General features: G+C 56.3%; 16 protein-coding genes. All 16 read right to left on the bottom strand.

Annotation, left to right across the window (positions count from 1 at the left end; all coding sequences use genetic code 11):
- The 16 genes from CV944_RS03345 to CV944_RS03270 all read right to left on the bottom strand — a co-directional run bounded on the left by CV944_RS03345 (nucleotide 1) and on the right by CV944_RS03270 (nucleotide 15,230).
- Nucleotides 1-507 carry a L,D-transpeptidase gene (locus CV944_RS03345; protein ID WP_100659122.1) on the bottom strand — a complete coding sequence of 169 codons (507 nt, stop codon included), beginning with the start codon at nucleotides 505-507 and terminating at the stop codon, nucleotides 1-3.
- A gap of 68 nt (nucleotides 508-575) precedes the next feature.
- Nucleotides 576-1,550 (bottom strand): aromatic acid exporter family protein, encoded by a 975-nt coding sequence (locus tag CV944_RS03340; RefSeq protein WP_100659121.1) that lies wholly within the window; start codon nucleotides 1,548-1,550, stop codon nucleotides 576-578.
- Nucleotides 1,551-1,719: 169 nt separating this feature from the next.
- A complete protein-coding gene (gene mntA / locus CV944_RS03335) occupies nucleotides 1,720-2,007 on the bottom strand; it encodes a type VII toxin-antitoxin system MntA family adenylyltransferase antitoxin (RefSeq protein ID WP_081132527.1) in 288 nt (95 codons plus the stop codon).
- Nucleotides 1,988-2,443 (bottom strand): HI0074 family nucleotidyltransferase substrate-binding subunit, encoded by a 456-nt coding sequence (locus tag CV944_RS03330; protein WP_033006466.1) that lies wholly within the window; start codon nucleotides 2,441-2,443, stop codon nucleotides 1,988-1,990. The genes mntA and CV944_RS03330 overlap by 20 nt, the downstream gene beginning before the upstream one ends.
- A 42-nt stretch (nucleotides 2,444-2,485) precedes the next feature.
- Nucleotides 2,486-2,824 carry a type II toxin-antitoxin system RelE/ParE family toxin gene (locus CV944_RS03325; protein ID WP_095859633.1) on the bottom strand — a complete coding sequence of 113 codons (339 nt, stop codon included), beginning with the start codon at nucleotides 2,822-2,824 and terminating at the stop codon, nucleotides 2,486-2,488.
- Nucleotides 2,811-3,179 carry an AbrB/MazE/SpoVT family DNA-binding domain-containing protein gene (locus CV944_RS03320; RefSeq protein WP_033009440.1) on the bottom strand — a complete coding sequence of 123 codons (369 nt, stop codon included), beginning with the start codon at nucleotides 3,177-3,179 and terminating at the stop codon, nucleotides 2,811-2,813. Before CV944_RS03320 ends, CV944_RS03325 begins: the two co-directional genes overlap by 14 nt.
- A gap of 605 nt (nucleotides 3,180-3,784) precedes the next feature.
- Entirely contained in the window at nucleotides 3,785-4,222 is a 438-nt protein-coding gene (locus CV944_RS03310; RefSeq protein ID WP_100659120.1) for a BrxA/BrxB family bacilliredoxin, read from the bottom strand.
- Between the two features lie 32 nt (nucleotides 4,223-4,254).
- Nucleotides 4,255-5,403: a methylmalonyl Co-A mutase-associated GTPase MeaB gene (meaB, locus tag CV944_RS03305; RefSeq protein WP_100659119.1), complete on the bottom strand. Its 1,149-nt coding sequence runs from the start codon at nucleotides 5,401-5,403 to the stop codon at nucleotides 4,255-4,257.
- Entirely contained in the window at nucleotides 5,400-7,595 is a 2,196-nt protein-coding gene (gene scpA / locus CV944_RS03300; RefSeq protein ID WP_100659118.1) for a methylmalonyl-CoA mutase, read from the bottom strand. The genes meaB and scpA overlap by 4 nt, the downstream gene beginning before the upstream one ends.
- Nucleotides 7,579-9,627 (bottom strand): methylmalonyl-CoA mutase family protein, encoded by a 2,049-nt coding sequence (locus tag CV944_RS03295; protein ID WP_100659117.1) that lies wholly within the window; start codon nucleotides 9,625-9,627, stop codon nucleotides 7,579-7,581. The genes scpA and CV944_RS03295 overlap by 17 nt, the downstream gene beginning before the upstream one ends.
- The gene (locus tag CV944_RS17145; RefSeq protein ID WP_145994818.1) at nucleotides 9,624-9,995 is read right to left on the bottom strand and encodes a hypothetical protein; all 372 of its coding nucleotides are present in this window, start codon (nucleotides 9,993-9,995) and stop codon (nucleotides 9,624-9,626) included. The genes CV944_RS03295 and CV944_RS17145 overlap by 4 nt, the downstream gene beginning before the upstream one ends.
- Nucleotides 9,996-10,058: 63 nt before the next feature.
- Complete coding sequence (locus CV944_RS03290) at nucleotides 10,059-10,643, bottom strand: Uma2 family endonuclease (protein WP_011231854.1); 585 nt, start codon at nucleotides 10,641-10,643, stop codon at nucleotides 10,059-10,061.
- Nucleotides 10,644-10,709: 66 nt separating this feature from the next.
- Nucleotides 10,710-12,116: a sensor histidine kinase gene (locus CV944_RS03285; RefSeq protein WP_031206535.1), complete on the bottom strand. Its 1,407-nt coding sequence runs from the start codon at nucleotides 12,114-12,116 to the stop codon at nucleotides 10,710-10,712.
- 2 nt (nucleotides 12,117-12,118) lie between these two features.
- Nucleotides 12,119-12,793: a response regulator transcription factor gene (locus tag CV944_RS03280; protein WP_100659116.1), complete on the bottom strand. Its 675-nt coding sequence runs from the start codon at nucleotides 12,791-12,793 to the stop codon at nucleotides 12,119-12,121.
- Nucleotides 12,790-13,767 carry a YncE family protein gene (locus CV944_RS03275; RefSeq protein ID WP_100659115.1) on the bottom strand — a complete coding sequence of 326 codons (978 nt, stop codon included), beginning with the start codon at nucleotides 13,765-13,767 and terminating at the stop codon, nucleotides 12,790-12,792. Before CV944_RS03275 ends, CV944_RS03280 begins: the two co-directional genes overlap by 4 nt.
- A gap of 119 nt (nucleotides 13,768-13,886) precedes the next feature.
- Complete coding sequence (locus tag CV944_RS03270) at nucleotides 13,887-15,230, bottom strand: dihydrolipoamide acetyltransferase family protein (protein WP_100659114.1); 1,344 nt, start codon at nucleotides 15,228-15,230, stop codon at nucleotides 13,887-13,889.
- Between the last annotated feature and the right edge of the window lie 98 nt (nucleotides 15,231-15,328).

Genomic DNA, 15,328 nt, shown 5'->3' with positions numbered 1-15,328 from the left:
TCATCGGACAGCACCGTACCGTTTGGCAATGGCGTAAAACGATTCGTTGCTGCGGAGAATGAGCACGTTGGCGCCAATCGGCACCCGTTCATACAGCTGCTCGACATCGCGGTTGTGCATGCGCACACAGCCTTGCGAAACGTAGCCGCCAATCGACGCCGGGTTGTTCGTGCCATGAATGCCGTAGATGCGCCCGTCCGTCCCGCGCGCGTTAAAGCCGATCCACCTTGTGCCGAGCGGATTGTTCGGCGCCCCGCCTGGAATGTTCTTTTTCCGATAATACGGGTGTTTCGCCTTCACCGTCACCGTAAACATCCCCTCCGGCGTCAAATCGGTATTGACCCCGGTCGCCACCGGATAAACGGCTTCGATGCGGCCGTCGCGGACGAGCGCGAGCTTATTGATCGCTTTGTTCACAATGACAAGCGGCTTTGCCTCCGCCGCTGTCTGGAAAGGCGCTCCCAACACGGCGGTGAGCACGAAACAAATGGCCAACCATACCCGCATATCCGTCCATCCTTTGCTTGAATGTTTGGCTATAGTGTGCACCAAAACGGATGAACATATGCCCTGCATCATGCCTTCAGCCGCTGCGGTTTTCGTTCGTTTCCGGGATGGAATTCGCTTTTGATGATTAAATATCGCTCCAATTCGCGCACTAAATGAAACAACGCCGCCCGCTCTTCAAACTGCTCGCGCGTCTTTGGCAGCGGCATCGCTTTAAACTGTTCGCGCATCTCGGCAAGGCGCCGCAAAAAGCGGTCCGCCGTATTTCCCGGATGAATGGCGTCGCTTAACTCATCGATAAAATCGGCGATCATCATCCGCTGTTCAACCGTATAGGTGAGCGATGTCACAAGCGGCAACATCCGTTCAATAATCTCAAGCTGTCGCTCACGCATGCGGAAATAGCGGACATATTCATCCTCATTCCGCCATAGCTGGTTGTCGGCGTGGCGGATGGCGAGCTTTTTCGCTTTTTCGAGCGTCTCCGCCGCAAGCGGCAGCTCCTTCCCATCCCAATCAAGCTCATTTGTGCGCAAGTAGCGGACGATTTCTTTTAAAATAATGCGAAACAAATCTTCGACAATGCGCTGGTACTCTTTGAGCTCCTTCTCGGCGCTCGGCATGTACATGTTCATCAGCAGCGCTACCCCAATGCCAACCGCCACCAGCAAGATCTCATTGGCGACCAATCCCCACGTGATGTCCTTGGCCTCATACAAATGCAAAATAATGACCGAGCTTGTCGCAATGCCCTCGTTCACTTTCAGCCTGACGGTCACTGGAATGAACAGCAGCAGCAACAGCCCGATCGTCCACGGATGATAGCCGAAGACGGTAAAAAACAACGCCGCAAAACCGATCGCGACAACGCACGCCGCAAAACGAGCCCGGGCGGTCTCAAGCGACCGCTTTTTCGTCACTTGAACGCATAAAATGACGATAATGCCAGCGGAAGCGAAATTATGCAGGCCGATCAGCTGAGCGATGGCGATCGCCAGCGCCGCCCCCACCGCCGTTTTCAACGTCCGATAGCCGATTTTCATCGCGAGTCTCCTTTGCCAATGGTTGCCGACTTCATTGTACCGATGACGGCGCTTTCGGTGCAAGGAAAAACGGACAATCCTGGCCTCCGCTCCGAAGCCGATCTGTCCCAACAGGCGCAAAAGGACAAAAAAGGCGGCTGTCCGCTCATGCAGGGCAAGCCGCCTAGGCTCACGACGGAGATTTCTCATAAATCGTCTTCCCGTCGCGCTCGATTTCCCGCCGGATCGCTTCGTTCAGCGCGTCGAAAAAAAGCACGTCACATGAGTAAATGCCGACAATCTCGTCAAGATCCTCTTTGATTTTCCACTTTTGTTTGCCGGTGTAGTCCACGCACAAGTCAATGTCAGAGTTGTAGCGGGCCGTGCCGCGCGCCCGTGAGCCGAACAAAATGACTTTTTGTATATCTTCTTCGCCCGCGAAATACGCCATCAACCGTTCAAACACGGTCGGGCTCATTCCATAGGTCACGATCGATCACTTCTTTTTTGATGTATTTGAGCAGTGCTTCAATTTCATGGACATATTGTGATACAATTCGGTTTTTAATCTGTTCATAGTCTTCCTCGTTATATACATGGGCTGCAGCGTTTCGCGAGTGCAATATATCGTTCCATACATCAATATTCTGAATCCACCCTTCCTTAAACGCCTGGCGGTAACATGCCCGCGGGTTGTTCAATTCCAGACCGGACGCTTTGAAAATTCGCGACAACAGCTTCCAGAGCTGGTCTTCCAAAATTTCATACTTTTTCACGATCGAATCACGATATACTTCCTTCAGCAGTTCATCTTCTGCCGACACTTGCTTCGACGCGGCAATGACATTCTTCAAATGAAGCAACAATCGAAACGCGCGCTGGTACGATAATACAATCGATTCTCGTTCATCCATGCCATCGTTCTCCTTTGCCCATTGTCCTAAATGGATCTGCATCTATGGCTTCGAAAATGGCGCTTGATTCGTCTTCATATAACGCTTCAGCTCTTCGTAAAAATTTTCACGCGTCCCCACCAAAACCACCACCACAACATGTCCGCTGTCATCTTGGTCGATCAAATAAGCAATCTCATAATTGATGCCTCGATGATAAATGTCATAACCGTAAATTCCTGCTAAATCACCAGTTTTCGCTTCCCCTGCTTCGGCGGGATCGGTAAGAATCTGCCGCAAGGCTTCGATCAAACGCTGCTTCAGAGCTGCATCCTTTTTTGTCAATTTTTTAATGGCTTTTTCTGCTTTCGGAAGCAATTGCAGCCGATTATTGTTCATCATCTTCGCCGAATAACTCCTCTAACGTATCCGCCGTATACGTTTTTGCCTTCGGTCTTTCCTCAGAAATCATCGCGTTGAATGCAGGGGCAATTTGCGATTTACGATATACAAATTCTTTGTATAGTTCTTCACCTGCATATCCTTCCCTGATCAAGTCTTTTAAAATCAGATCGGAAAAGTCAAAGTGGTCCTCATGAATCGGATGAATAATTAACTTATTATCCGCCAGCTCAATCAGCACTTCATTTCCAATCCCTAATTGCTCATAAAAATCTTTTGGGATTGTAATTTGTTTTTTACTTGATACAGCAATGCGCTTCACACGTTTTTTCTTGTCATCTGGGAGTTTGTCCATCGGTACCTTCTCCTTTGTCATCGAATCTGATGGTACCATATTATTCCCCTCCTTCTAAAAAAATAACCAAATTTCTTGGTTTCTTTACTAATGATCATAGCATGGTGGGGAAACAAACACAATGATTTTCCCATACCGTAGGGAGGAGAAGTGTTCAATGTTTGCGGAAGAGGAATAGATTGATGCAAACACTAACATCCTAGTGGAACAAAGCGGAGAATTCCTGAACAAAACGACGCTCAATTGATGGAGGCCAAGGTCCTCAAAGATAGTGATTATTATTTCAAATAGGAACTTTCTTAAATAGATACCGACGTTTATTATCTGGATTAATCAACCAAAACTTCTCTCTTGTCCCAGAAGCTTGCCGTTCCTCATCTTTTTCCAGTGGCTAACATCATATAACTCCATAAAAGATGATCCTTTTTTAGTTTTTGGTTTTTGATAGAAACAAGAGAAAAAGTTGATCACAAGAGAAGCCTGCTAAAATGATGATCATATGCACTGCTGTTTGCCTGTCTCTGATCTCTTTACAATTATATTATCACAAACAATAATGGCCATGCAAAAACCCGAAGTCCCTTTTGGAACTTCGGGTTCTCCTTTCACACTTCCTCACAATATTCATCGAACAGCGCCTGCAGCTTTTGCACGACAGCGACCGGTTCGTGCCCTTCGATGTCGTGTCGGTGCAGCATGGCGCACAATTTCCCGTCTTTTAACAAGGCGAACGACGGCGAGGATGGCGGCTCGCCGACAAAATATTCGCGCGCGCGGGCCGTTGCTTCTTTGTCTTGGCCGGCAAAGACGGTCACCAAATGGTCCGGGCGCTTGTCGTAATGAACCGCGTGGGCCGCTGCGGGACGGGCGATGCCGCCGGCGCACCCGCACATGGAGTTGATGAGGACAAGCGTGGTGCCCGGACGGCGGAATGCCGCATCGACGTCTTCCGGCGTGCGCAGTTCTTCAAATCCGGCTTCGACCGCTTCACGCCGCGCTTGTTCGACGATGTCGTGATAGAGCGGAAATTGAAATTGGAACATCGTGACACCTCCTTCGATTTGCCTTTATCATATCACAGTTCACCGCCTCGCTTCCGTTCATACGCCTCGATCAGCTCGCGGACGGCGGCGGTGACCGGCTTGGCGCCGGAAATGACGCTGTTCTCGAGCATCGGAAGCTTCTCTTTCACGACCGGATCGGCAAAAAAGCGCGTTTCCACATATTCTTTGATCATGGCGTGCATCCAGTCTTTTTGCTGCTGGCGGCGGCGGTCGAAAAAGACGCCGGATTGCTTCGTCGTTTCGACAAACGTTTGAATGACGCGCCACATGTCGGCGATCCCTTCTCCCAAAAGCGCCGAGCATGTGTACGCTTTCGTCTCCCAGCCGGGCGTGGCCGGGCGGAGGTAATGGAGAAACTGGTTGTATTCTTTTTGCGCCATCCGCGCTTTTTCTTTATTATCGCCGTCCGCCTTGTTGATGACGATGGCGTCGACCAGCTCCATGATGCCGCGCTTCATGCCTTGCAGCTCATCGCCGGCGCCGGTTAAGGCGAGCAGCAGGAAAAAGTCAACCATCCCGCGGACGACAAACTCGCTTTGCCCGACGCCGACCGTCTCGACGAGGATGATGTCATAGCCGGCCGCTTCGCACAGCATCATCGTCTCGCGCGTTTTCCGATGCACGCCGCCAAGCGCCCCACCGGATGGAGATGGACGGATGAAGGCGTGCGGATGGCGGGCAAGCGCCTCCATCCGCGTTTTGTCGCCAAGGATGCTGCCGCCGGTCAACGAACTCGTCGGGTCGACGGCCAAGACGGCGACGCGATGGCCCTGCTCGCACAAAAACGTGCCAAACGCTTCAATGAACGTGCTTTTTCCCGCCCCCGGCACGCCGGTGATGCCGATGCGAATCGAGCGGCCGACGTGCGGAAGCAGTTCATTGAGCACTTGCTGGGCGAGATCCATATGCCTGGCCGCATTGCTTTCGACAAGCGTAATCGCCTGCGCCAAAATGGTGCGGTCGCCGGCGAGCACCCCTTGGACGTATTCTTTAACCGATCGTTCTTTTCGCCGCACGAGCCGCTTCGGCGCAGGTGGGCGCTCGGCTTGCACGTACGACGACAAGCCATTGCCGTCCGCCCATTCCGGGCGCCGCGGCTGCCCGTCCGAAGCTGCGCTCTGGCCGCTTTCCTGTTCCCGCCGTTTCTCTTCCCCGCTCATGGGTTCACTTCCTCATAGCCAAGCCGGGCGTAAATTTCCTCCAACACCTTTTCCGCTGACTCCGGAATCACGGTTCCCGGCCCGAAGATGGCGGCGGCGCCGTGCTCATACAAAAACGCGTAGTCTTGCGGCGGAATGACGCCGCCGACAAAAACGAGAATGTCGCCGCGGCCGAGTTTTTCAAGCTCCGCCACAAGCTGCGGCACGAGCGTTTTATGTCCACCGGCGAGCGAGCTGATGCCGACAGCGTGCACGTCGTTTTCGACCGCCTGGCGCGCCGTTTCTTCCGGCGTTTGAAAGAGCGGGCCGATGTCGACGTCAAACCCTAGATCGGCAAACGCTGTGGCGACGACTTTCGCCCCGCGGTCATGCCCATCCTGCCCCATTTTCGCAATCAAGATGCGCGGGCGGCGTCCTTCGAGTTCGGCGAACTGCTCCACCCGCCGCTTCACCCGTTCGAGCTGCGCTTCGTTTTTGTATTCCGAGCTGTAAACGCCGCTGATCGAGCGGATGGCGGCGCGATGGCGGCTCGCCACTTTTTCGATCGCGTACGAAATTTCTCCGAGCGTCGCCCGGACGCGCGCCGCTTGGACGGCCAGCTCGAGCAAATTCCCCTCGCCCGTTTCCGCCGCTTTTGTGATGGCGTCAAGCGCCGCTTCGACCTGCTCGTTGTCGCGCGTCGCCTTGAGCTCGTTCAGCCGCTCGATTTGCCGCTTTCGCACGGCGGTGTTGTCGACTTCCAAAATGTCGATCGGTTCTTCTTTGTCCGGGCGGTATTTGTTCACGCCGATGATCGTTTCCGCTCCTGAATCGATGCGCGCTTGGCGGCGGGCCGCCGCTTCTTCGATGCGCATTTTCGGGATGCCCGTTTCAATGGCTTTCGCCATCCCGCCCAAGCTTTCAATTTCTTCGATATGCACCCACGCCCGTTTCATCAACTCGTTCGTCAACGCCTCGACGTAATACGAACCGGCCCATGGATCGATCGTCCGGCAAATGCCCGTTTCTTCCTGCAAGTACAGCTGCGTATTGCGGGCGATGCGCGCCGAGAAATCGGTCGGCAAAGCAATCGCTTCATCCAAGGCGTTCGTATGGAGCGACTGCGTATGCCCCATCGCCGCCGCGTGCGCCTCGATGAGCGTGCGCACAACGTTGTTGAACGGATCTTGCTCGGTCAAGCTCCAGCCCGACGTTTGCGAATGCGTCCTGAGAGCGAGCGATTTCGGGTTTTTCGGGTTGAACGTTTTCATCATTTTCGCCCACATGAGGCGCGCCGCCCGCAGTTTCGCCACTTCCATAAAGTAGTTCATGCCGATCGCCCAGAAAAACGACAGCCTCGGCGCGAACGAGTCGATGTCAATGCCCGCTTTCAAGCCGGTGCGCACGTACTCAAGCCCGTCGGCGAGCGTGTACGCCAGCTCCAAATCGGCCGGCGCCCCGGCTTCCTGCATATGGTAGCCGGAGATGCTGATGCTGTTGAACTTCGGCATGTATTTGGCCGTATAGGCGAAAATGTCGGCGATGATGCGCATCGACATCTCCGGTGGATAAATGTACGTGTTGCGCACCATATATTCTTTCAAAATATCGTTTTGAATCGTGCCGGACAGTTTGTCTTGCGTCACTCCCTGCTCTTCGGCGGTGACGATGTAAAACGCCATGATCGGGAGCACCGCCCCGTTCATCGTCATCGACACCGACATTTGGTCGAGCGGGATGCCGTCAAACAAAATTTTCATATCGAGCACCGAATCGATGGCCACCCCTGCTTTGCCGACGTCGCCGACGACGCGCGGATGGTCGGAGTCATAGCCGCGGTGCGTCGCCAAGTCAAAAGCGACCGACAACCCTTTTTGCCCCATCGCCAAGTTGCGCCGGTAAAAGGCGTTGCTCTCCTCGGCGGTCGAAAAGCCGGCGTATTGGCGGATCGTCCACGGCCGCACGACGTACATCGTCGGGTACGGCCCGCGCAAGTACGGCGGCAAGCCGGGCATATAATCAAGAAAATCGAGCCCATCGATGTCTTCCTTTGTATACAGCGGCTTCACCGCAATGTGTTCGTTCGTCTGAACCAACAGCTCATCGATCGACGCTTGCACGCGCCGCTCCACCGCGTCTCTCCACTGTTTCTCATCCACATCGGCCGCCGCCGTGGAAAGCGTCATGTTGGTAAAATCAACGTACTTCGCCATCAAGCGCCACCCCTCTTTCCGTTAGAAACGCCACGATCACATCGTACGCGTTCGAACCGAGATGAATCGATCCGTCCACGCCCGCGTCCGCGTACGTTCTCTCAAGCTCTTCCGGCGGCTTTCCGGCGACATACAGCTTCGCGTTCGGCTTGGCTTGCTTGAACGCCTCAGCCAACGCTGGAACGAACGCCGGGTAATCGTCATCGGCGCCGCACACGATATAATGCGTCCCGTTCGTGCTTTGCACCCATTCGACCGCTTCCGCGACCGAGGCAAAACCGTCGCTCCGCTCAGCCGCCACCCCGCCGGCCGCAAACAGCCCGGCGATGAAATCGGCGCGCGCTTGATGGCGGACAAGCGGCCCGATATTGATCAAGTGAACGGAAAGCCGGCTTCCCGTACGCTCCGCATGCTTCTCGGCCGCCTTGCGCAGCCGCTCAAACGGCTCGGCCAAGCGCCATGCGCGAATCGGCGCAATGCGGATGGACGTGTTTCCGTCAGCGAGAGCCGCCGCGATTTCCCGAGCGGTTGCTCGACGGCGAACCGCACGAATCGCCGCTTCCATCCACTTCCCGCCCGCGAGCGAGGCGCGAATATCGGCCACCCGCTTTTCATCCAGCGGCGGCGCCACGTTCGCTGCGTCTTGCTTCGGTTTTTCGACCGGCGTTTCCTCCAAATTGGCGTACACGTTCGTGCCAACGATTTTTTCCTTCCGCATCTTGACACGATCAAGCCGCCGCTTGGCGACCGCTTCCACTTCCGTCTGCACGAAGCCGGCTTCGAGCGCCTTCGCCATGCCGCCTTGTTCTTCGACGCGTTGGAACAGCTTCCACGCTTCTTCAGCGAGCTTGGCGGTCAACGTTTCCACATAATACGAGCCGCCCGCCGGGTCGATGACGTTCGCCACATGCGCCTCTTCGAGCAAAATGAGCTGCGTGTTGCGGGCGATGCGCCGCGAAAACTCATCAGCGAGTCCGATCGCTTCGTCAAACGGCGACACGTGCACGCCATCGGCGCCGCCGACAACGGCCGCAAACGCTTCCGCCGCCGCCCGCAGCATGTTCACATACGGGTCGTACACCGTTTTCGTAAACGGCGACGTGCGCACATATAGCTCGATCCGCTTTGCGGATTCACCGCCGCCAAACGCCTCCATCACTTGAGCAAACAAGCGCCGCGCCGCCCGCAGTTTTGCGATTTCCATAAAAAAATCCGCTCCAACCGCAAACGACGCTTGCATCCGCACCGCGATGTCGTCGACCGCCAAGCCTCGATCGAGCCCGGCGCGGATGTACTCGACCGCTGTCGCCAACGAAAACGCGAGCTCCTGCACGGCGTTCGCCCCGCCGTTATGGTACGGTTCGCCGCGCACCAAAATCGTGCGAACGGCAGGCATCTGTTCCTTCGCCCACTTCGTTGCTTCCGCCATTTCATCATACAGCCGCTCAAGCGAACACGGGAGCGTCCCCTGCTCCGCCCACGCTCCGAGCGGATCCATGCCGATCGCGCCCCGTACGCTCGATAGCGGCACCCCCTGTTCCTTGAAATAAGCGACAAGCAGCGCCAAAAACGAAAGCGACCGCGCCCCGGCGTCCACACGGAGCGAATAGCGGTCCAGCAGCACGCCATCCAACATCGCCGCCACATCATCAACCGACTCGACGGCAAACGGCAGCCGGCCGAGAGCGAAATGGATTTCCGTCTGTCCCCGCTCCAAGTCGTGCTTGACCGCTTCGTTCCATTCCGACGGGCTCGCCGCCGAAATCTCCTGGCTCACCTTCCACGGCCCGCCCCGATACCCTTCCGGCCGCGCTCCGCGCACGTACTGGCCAAAGCCCGGGTACTGCTCAAGCGGGCCGAGCGCCTCCACATCGCGGCGCGTATAGAGCGGTTTGACCGCAATGTTTTCGTACGTCATCGATACAAGCCGCTCGAGCGGCTTGCCTTTCAGCGACTTTTCCGCTTCCCGCTCCCACTCCTCCACCGTCGGAGCCGGAAACGCCGCTTCCTTCATCTTCGCGACATCGCTCATTTCCCCATCCCCTTTCGCGTCTTTCTCTCAAAAAGAAACCGCTTTCGTTTTTCCGCGCCTTTTTCCACCTGAAGACGGGCAACACCCAATGGCGCCTCACGCCAAACAAATGAAGCCGTGCTTGGGTGGGAAAAAACGGGTTCTATGTTTATTGTAGTACATAGGCTGGTTTTGGGCAATGAACAAAAAACAGCGAAATGACTGGCCAAGGGCGCTGCATTGGATACGGGTTGGACCAAAAAGGCCAAGGAATTCCACAGCCTTTCCACATGATCGACATCGAAACGGGAACACACCAAGGGGTTGGATTCATCGAAGTATGAATGCCGCCTTTCGCCATGAAAAGGAAGAGGGCGTTGACGGCACATTCTAATGAGCCTCCCTCGTCCCCTTCCAAATCGCACTTAGCGTAAGTCTCAACTGCCATTTATTCATTGGAAAATGTTTCGCAAATCGATCACGAAATCCTTCAATACATGAACCAAAACGGCGTCATCCCGGTTGTACACTCCATGAAGTTCCAATCTTCCTGTTTTTCCGCGCAAATACACTTCCACCACTTGATTCGCCGGGTCAACGATCCAATATTCCTTCACCCCGGCCCGCTCGTACGCGATCCGTTTGTCCATCCGGTCGATTTTGGCCGTGGCGGGGGACAAGATCTCGACGACCAAATCCGGAGCCCCGACAATGCGGTTTTTTTGAATTTTGTTTTTGTCGCAGATGACGACAAGATCGGGGCATACCCAGTTTCGGACGTTTTCATCCATCCATCCCTTGCGATGATCTTCGAAAAGATACACATCGATCGGGGCGGCCAACACGCGGCAATCCTTCCCACGAAGATGCATCCCGAATTCAATGGAAAGTTGGAGCGAAACTGATTGATGTTCCGGTGTCGGCGACGGCGCCATGCTAATGATGTTCCCATCCAACACCTCGCACCGTTTTCCTTCCGGCCATGTCGCATACTCTTTGTACGTCATAGGGGCCTGTTCCTTTTCTGGTGAACCCATATCCTCCACCTGCCTCCTAATTTTATATTGATTATACATCATCCATTCCTGTGTCTTGAACGATGTTTATTCCTCTTCCCGAACGAGCGGCAGGCGGACGAATACGGTCATCCCGCGTCCAAGGTCGCTGTCGAACCAAATCGCGCCGTCATGAAGAGAGACGATTTGTTTGACGATGGCAAGCCCCAAGCCGGTGCCGCCTTCTTTGCGGGTGCGGGCGCGGTCGACGCGGAAAAAGCGCTGGCCGAGAAGCGGGAGCTGGTCTTTCGGAATTCCTTTTCCCGTGTCTTGGATGACAAGCTCGCCTTCCGCTTCCGACAAGCGGGAAAGCCGCACCGTCACCGCGCCGCCTTCCGGGGTGTAGCGGATGGCGTTGTCGAGCAAGTTGCGCACGACTTGTTCGAGCCGGTCGGCGTCGCCGTTGACGATGATGTCATAGTCCAACTCACACGCCAGCTCGATCCGCTTTTGCGCGGCGATCGGTTCGTACGTGGCGATGACATCTTCGATCACTTGGGCGAACGCCACCGGCGCGCGCTCGAGCGGCACGCTTTGCCCTTCAAGGCGCGCCAGGTCAAGAAGATCGCGCACCAGCCGCTCCATCCGCTCCGTTTCGCGGTGGATGAGGCGAAGGTACGCCTTTTCTTCTTCCTTCGTTTTCGCGAGGCCAGCAAGGAGTGCTTCGCTGTATCCTTTCATATAGCTGAGCGGCGTGCGCAGCTCATGCGAGACGTTCGCTAAGAACTCGCGTTTCCGCTCGTCTTCTTTAGCAATGGCGTCCGCCATTTGGTTGAACGCCTCCGCCAGGCGGCCGATTTCATCATCGCTCCGCACGGGAATGTCCGCTTCGTAGCGTCCTTCCGCCATGCGTTCTGCCGCTTGTTCCATCGCTTGGAGCGGCTCGGTCATCTGCCGCACCATCCGTCGGCCGACAACCAAAAGCGCGGCGGCGAATATGGCGGCCAACGGCCAAAACGCGGCGGCCGCCCGCTTCGTTGCTTCCTGAACGTCGGCTAACGGCAAATACAAGTAAATCGCTCCTTCAAGCCGCTTGCCGTCCAAAAGCGGAACGACGACCGCCATCACGCGGCGGCCGAACCGCTTTTCGTATCCCGTTTTGACAACAGGCTTCCCGGCTAACAGCGTTTCCCGGTCGCGGCCGCTGACTAACGCGTCATAGTGGACCGGAAACGGAAAGCAGGCGCTCAGTTCGCGCGGGTTGTCAATCAACAAGATCGTGGCCGTTGATTTTTCGTCATACCATTCGATTTGACGGCGATATGCCTCCGTCACCGCCCCGCCGCGATAGTCGCGGGCGAGGCTCGTCCCTTCCGCGATCAACGTTCGCTCAACTTCTTTCATGTACACCGTCCGGTAAAAATAATTCAGAAGGCCAAAGGAAAACGCCAGCGTCGCCACGACCGCGGCCCCGATCGCCAGCCATAGTTTTTGTCCTAACCGAAGCCGTTTCATGTTCATCCCTCAAACTTGTAGCCGATGCCCCAGACGGTTTGGATGTGGCGGGCAGCGTCTTTCAGCTTCATACGCAGCGTTTTCACATGCGTATCGACCGTGCGGGCGTTTCCTGTATAATCATATCCCCACACTTTGACGAGCAAATCATCGCGGCTGAACACCTGTCCGCGGTGTTTCGCCAAAAACAGCAACAGCTCAAACTCTTTCAGCGTCAGCTTCACCGCCTCGCCGCCGACGGTCACGGTTCGGCCTTTTTCATCAATGGCCAGGTTGCCAAAACGGAGATGCCCCTCATGTTCAAAACCACGACCGGTCCGACGCAGCACCGCCTCGAGGCGGGCGATGAGCTCTCCTGGGCTGAACGGTTTGACGATGTAATCGTCGCCGCCAAGCTTCAATCCTTTCACTTTATCCCATTCTTCGCCAAGAGCGGTCAAAAACAAAATCGGCACGTCCGACTGCTCGCGGATGCGGGCGCAGACGGCGAATCCGTCCTGTTTTGGCATCATGACGTCCAACAGCACGGCATCAACCGGATGTTGCGAAAGCAGCACCAGCGCTTCTTCCCCGTCCCCTGCTTCGAGGCAGCGAAAGCCGGCGTTTTCCAAATACATGCCAACGAGCAGGCGCATGTCTTCCTCATCATCCACCATTAAAACAACGCGCTCCTTCATGTCCGTCCCTCCCGAATGAATAGCTGCAGCGGGCCGTCTCCCGTCTTCCAGCGGGCGAGCGGGCGCAGCGTCGCCTCATCGACCACGATCATTTCATCGCTGTCATAGCTCGCGATATACAAACGGCCCAACGCCGCTTCCATCGCAAATGGATTGGCGCCGACAGAGATGGAGCCGAGCCGCTTCCCGCTTGGCGAAAATTGATAGACCGTGTTCGAACCGTGGCTTAGCACAAACACGCCGCGGCCTGTTTCGACGAAATCGACCGGCATGACCGGCGCAGCAACCGTCCGCAACAAGCGGCCGTCTCGAAGTGAATAGACATGGATATTGGTCTCCACCTTGCTTCCGCTTCCATGTCCGCCGACCCACAATTCCCCTTGCTGCTCGCGCATCAATCCACCTAACGCCATCTTCGGCACCGAAAATGAGCGAATGACGCGGAGGCGGCTTGCATCAATGACAAAGGCGCGGCCGTCTTGAAAGTCGATGGCATACAGCTCCGTTCCTTGGCGATTGACAAGCAGCGTCATCGGGGAGCGTCCGACCAAAAGGCGGGCGATCTCTTTCCCGCCCCGGCTCACAACGCGCACCGCGTGATGTTCGCTGTCGCCGAAAAACCACGTACGGCCATCCGGGGACGGGGCCGCGCTGACGATGCCGCTTCCCGTTTTCCACTCTGAAAGCGGCTTTCCCGTCGCCAAATCATACCGATATACGCCGTCAAGCTCCCGTCCGTACAAAAGAAGCGTCCGGCCGTCTGGGCTCAACGCCCCTCCTTGAAACGGTTCATTGATGTTCCAACGGGCGATTTTGCTGCCATTTTTCGCGTTCAAAAAGGTGACCGTTCCCGCTTTGACATCGAGGCTGATGACGACAGAAAGCGAATCGGCCACCGGGGGAAACGACGGATGGACGCAGCCGCTTAGCAGAAAGAAGCAACACAACAGCATCCATACGCTCGCTCGTTTCATCTCGTTTTTCTCCTTCGCACGTTCGTTTCTGTCCTCATTATACCTCACATTTGTGAAAGAAGTTTGAAATCGCGCCATGCAAAAACCCCACCGCCAACTCGATGGCGATGGGGGAATCGTTAATAAATCGGCGTGTTGTCTTTGTTCATGTTTTCCAAAATCGCTTTGACGCGGGCGAGGAAGCGGCCGCAAATGAGGCCGTCCAAGACGCGATGGTCAAGCGACAAGCATAAGTTGACCATGTCGCGGATGGCGATCATGCCGTTTTTGACGACGGGTCGTTTGACGATCGTTTCCACTTGCAAAATGGCCGCTTGCGGGTAGTTGATAATGCCCATCGACTGCACCGAGCCGAACGCGCCGGTGTTGTTGACGGTGAACGTGCCGCCCTGCATGTCTTCCGGGCGCAGTTTGCCAGCGCGCGTTTTTGCCGCCAGCTCGGCGATTTCGCGGGCGATGCCTTTGATCGTTTTTTCATCGGCGTGCTTGATGACGGGCACGAACAAGGCGTCATCGGTCGCGACGGCGATCGAGATGTTGATGTCTTTGCGCTGAATGATCTTATCGCCCGCCCACGTCGAGTTCAGCTGTGGAAATTCTTTCAGCGCTTGGGCGACCGCCTTGACGAAGAAGGCGAAATACGTCAAATTGAAGCCTTCACGCCGCTTGAACTCGTCTTTGATCGCATCGCGGTAGGCGACCAGGTCGGTGACGTCGACTTCGACCATCGTCCACGCGTGCGGCGCTTCGTGTTTGCTGCGGAGCATGTTCGCCGCAATCGCCTTGCGCACCGGGGTGACCGGAATTTCGATGTCGCCCGCTCCGGCTTCGACGTTCGGGGCCGCTAGTTTGATCGGCGCTGCCTGCGGCGCGGTTGGCGCGGCCGCGGCAGACGGTTGAGCCGCCGCGGCGGCCGGGGCCGGCTGCTCCGTTCTCGGTTCCGCTTTTGGCGCCGCTTGTTCCGCCGCCGGTGCCGCTCCCGCTTTCGGAATTTGTCCAGACTCAATGAGCTTCAGCAAATCTTTGCGCGTCACCCGCCCGCCAAGGCCGGTGCCTTGGACTTGTTCCAAGTCAATGCCGTGCTCTTGGGCGAGGCGGAGCACGGCCGGCGAATAGCGGCCGTTGTTTGCCCGGCCGGCCTTTTTCGGAGCGGCTGGCTTGGCGTTGTCTTCTGCTTTCGGCGCTTCATCCGCCGGCTTCGCTTCCGAAGCCGGTGCAGCGCCTTCGACTTCGATCGTGCAAATCGGCGCGCCGACTGGGAGCGTCTCCCCTTCTTTGGCGATCAGCTCGCGGATGACGCCGGCAAACGACGACGGAATTTCCGCGCTCACTTTATCGGTGATGACTTCAGCGATCGGGTCGTATTTGTTCACTTTGTCGCCCGGGGAGACGAGCCATTTGCTGATCGTGCCTTCCGTGACGCTCTCCCCAAGCTGAGGCATCGTCAATTGTTCGATGACCACATCGATACCCTCCTATCTTGGCTGCAATGTCTTCGCCGCGGCGCCCCGGCCGCCTGCGGTTCGCCTCAAGGCTTGGCGCGCTCCGCTGCGGACCGGGG

Source organism: Geobacillus sp. WSUCF-018B (assembly GCF_002809985.1).
Classification (GTDB): Bacteria; Bacillota; Bacilli; order Bacillales; family Anoxybacillaceae; genus Geobacillus; species Geobacillus thermophilus.
Note: the sequence above shows the minus strand (reverse complement) of the source record. Positions and strands in the feature narration are given on the sequence as shown.

Coding starts and splice junctions, on each gene's coding strand:
- meaB (WP_100659119.1), bottom strand. CDS start 5,403: ATGAGCGGGGAAGAGAAACGGCGGGAACAGGAAAGCGGCCAGAGCGCA.
- CV944_RS03330 (WP_033006466.1), bottom strand. CDS start 2,443: ATGGATGAACGAGAATCGATTGTATTATCGTACCAGCGCGCGTTTCGA.
- CV944_RS03275 (WP_100659115.1), bottom strand. CDS start 13,767: ATGAAACGAGCGAGCGTATGGATGCTGTTGTGTTGCTTCTTTCTGCTA.
- CV944_RS03280 (WP_100659116.1), bottom strand. CDS start 12,793: ATGAAGGAGCGCGTTGTTTTAATGGTGGATGATGAGGAAGACATGCGC.
- CV944_RS03285 (WP_031206535.1), bottom strand. CDS start 12,116: ATGAAACGGCTTCGGTTAGGACAAAAACTATGGCTGGCGATCGGGGCC.
- scpA (WP_100659118.1), bottom strand. CDS start 7,595: ATGGCGAAGTACGTTGATTTTACCAACATGACGCTTTCCACGGCGGCG.
- CV944_RS03290 (WP_011231854.1), bottom strand. CDS start 10,643: ATGGGTTCACCAGAAAAGGAACAGGCCCCTATGACGTACAAAGAGTAT.
- CV944_RS03295 (WP_100659117.1), bottom strand. CDS start 9,627: ATGAGCGATGTCGCGAAGATGAAGGAAGCGGCGTTTCCGGCTCCGACG.
- CV944_RS03325 (WP_095859633.1), bottom strand. CDS start 2,824: ATGATGAACAATAATCGGCTGCAATTGCTTCCGAAAGCAGAAAAAGCC.
- CV944_RS03310 (WP_100659120.1), bottom strand. CDS start 4,222: ATGTTCCAATTTCAATTTCCGCTCTATCACGACATCGTCGAACAAGCG.
- mntA (WP_081132527.1), bottom strand. CDS start 2,007: ATGAGCCCGACCGTGTTTGAACGGTTGATGGCGTATTTCGCGGGCGAA.
- CV944_RS17145 (WP_145994818.1), bottom strand. CDS start 9,995: ATGTGCCGTCAACGCCCTCTTCCTTTTCATGGCGAAAGGCGGCATTCA.
- CV944_RS03320 (WP_033009440.1), bottom strand. CDS start 3,179: ATGGACAAACTCCCAGATGACAAGAAAAAACGTGTGAAGCGCATTGCT.
- CV944_RS03345 (WP_100659122.1), bottom strand. CDS start 507: ATGCGGGTATGGTTGGCCATTTGTTTCGTGCTCACCGCCGTGTTGGGA.
- CV944_RS03340 (WP_100659121.1), bottom strand. CDS start 1,550: ATGAAAATCGGCTATCGGACGTTGAAAACGGCGGTGGGGGCGGCGCTG.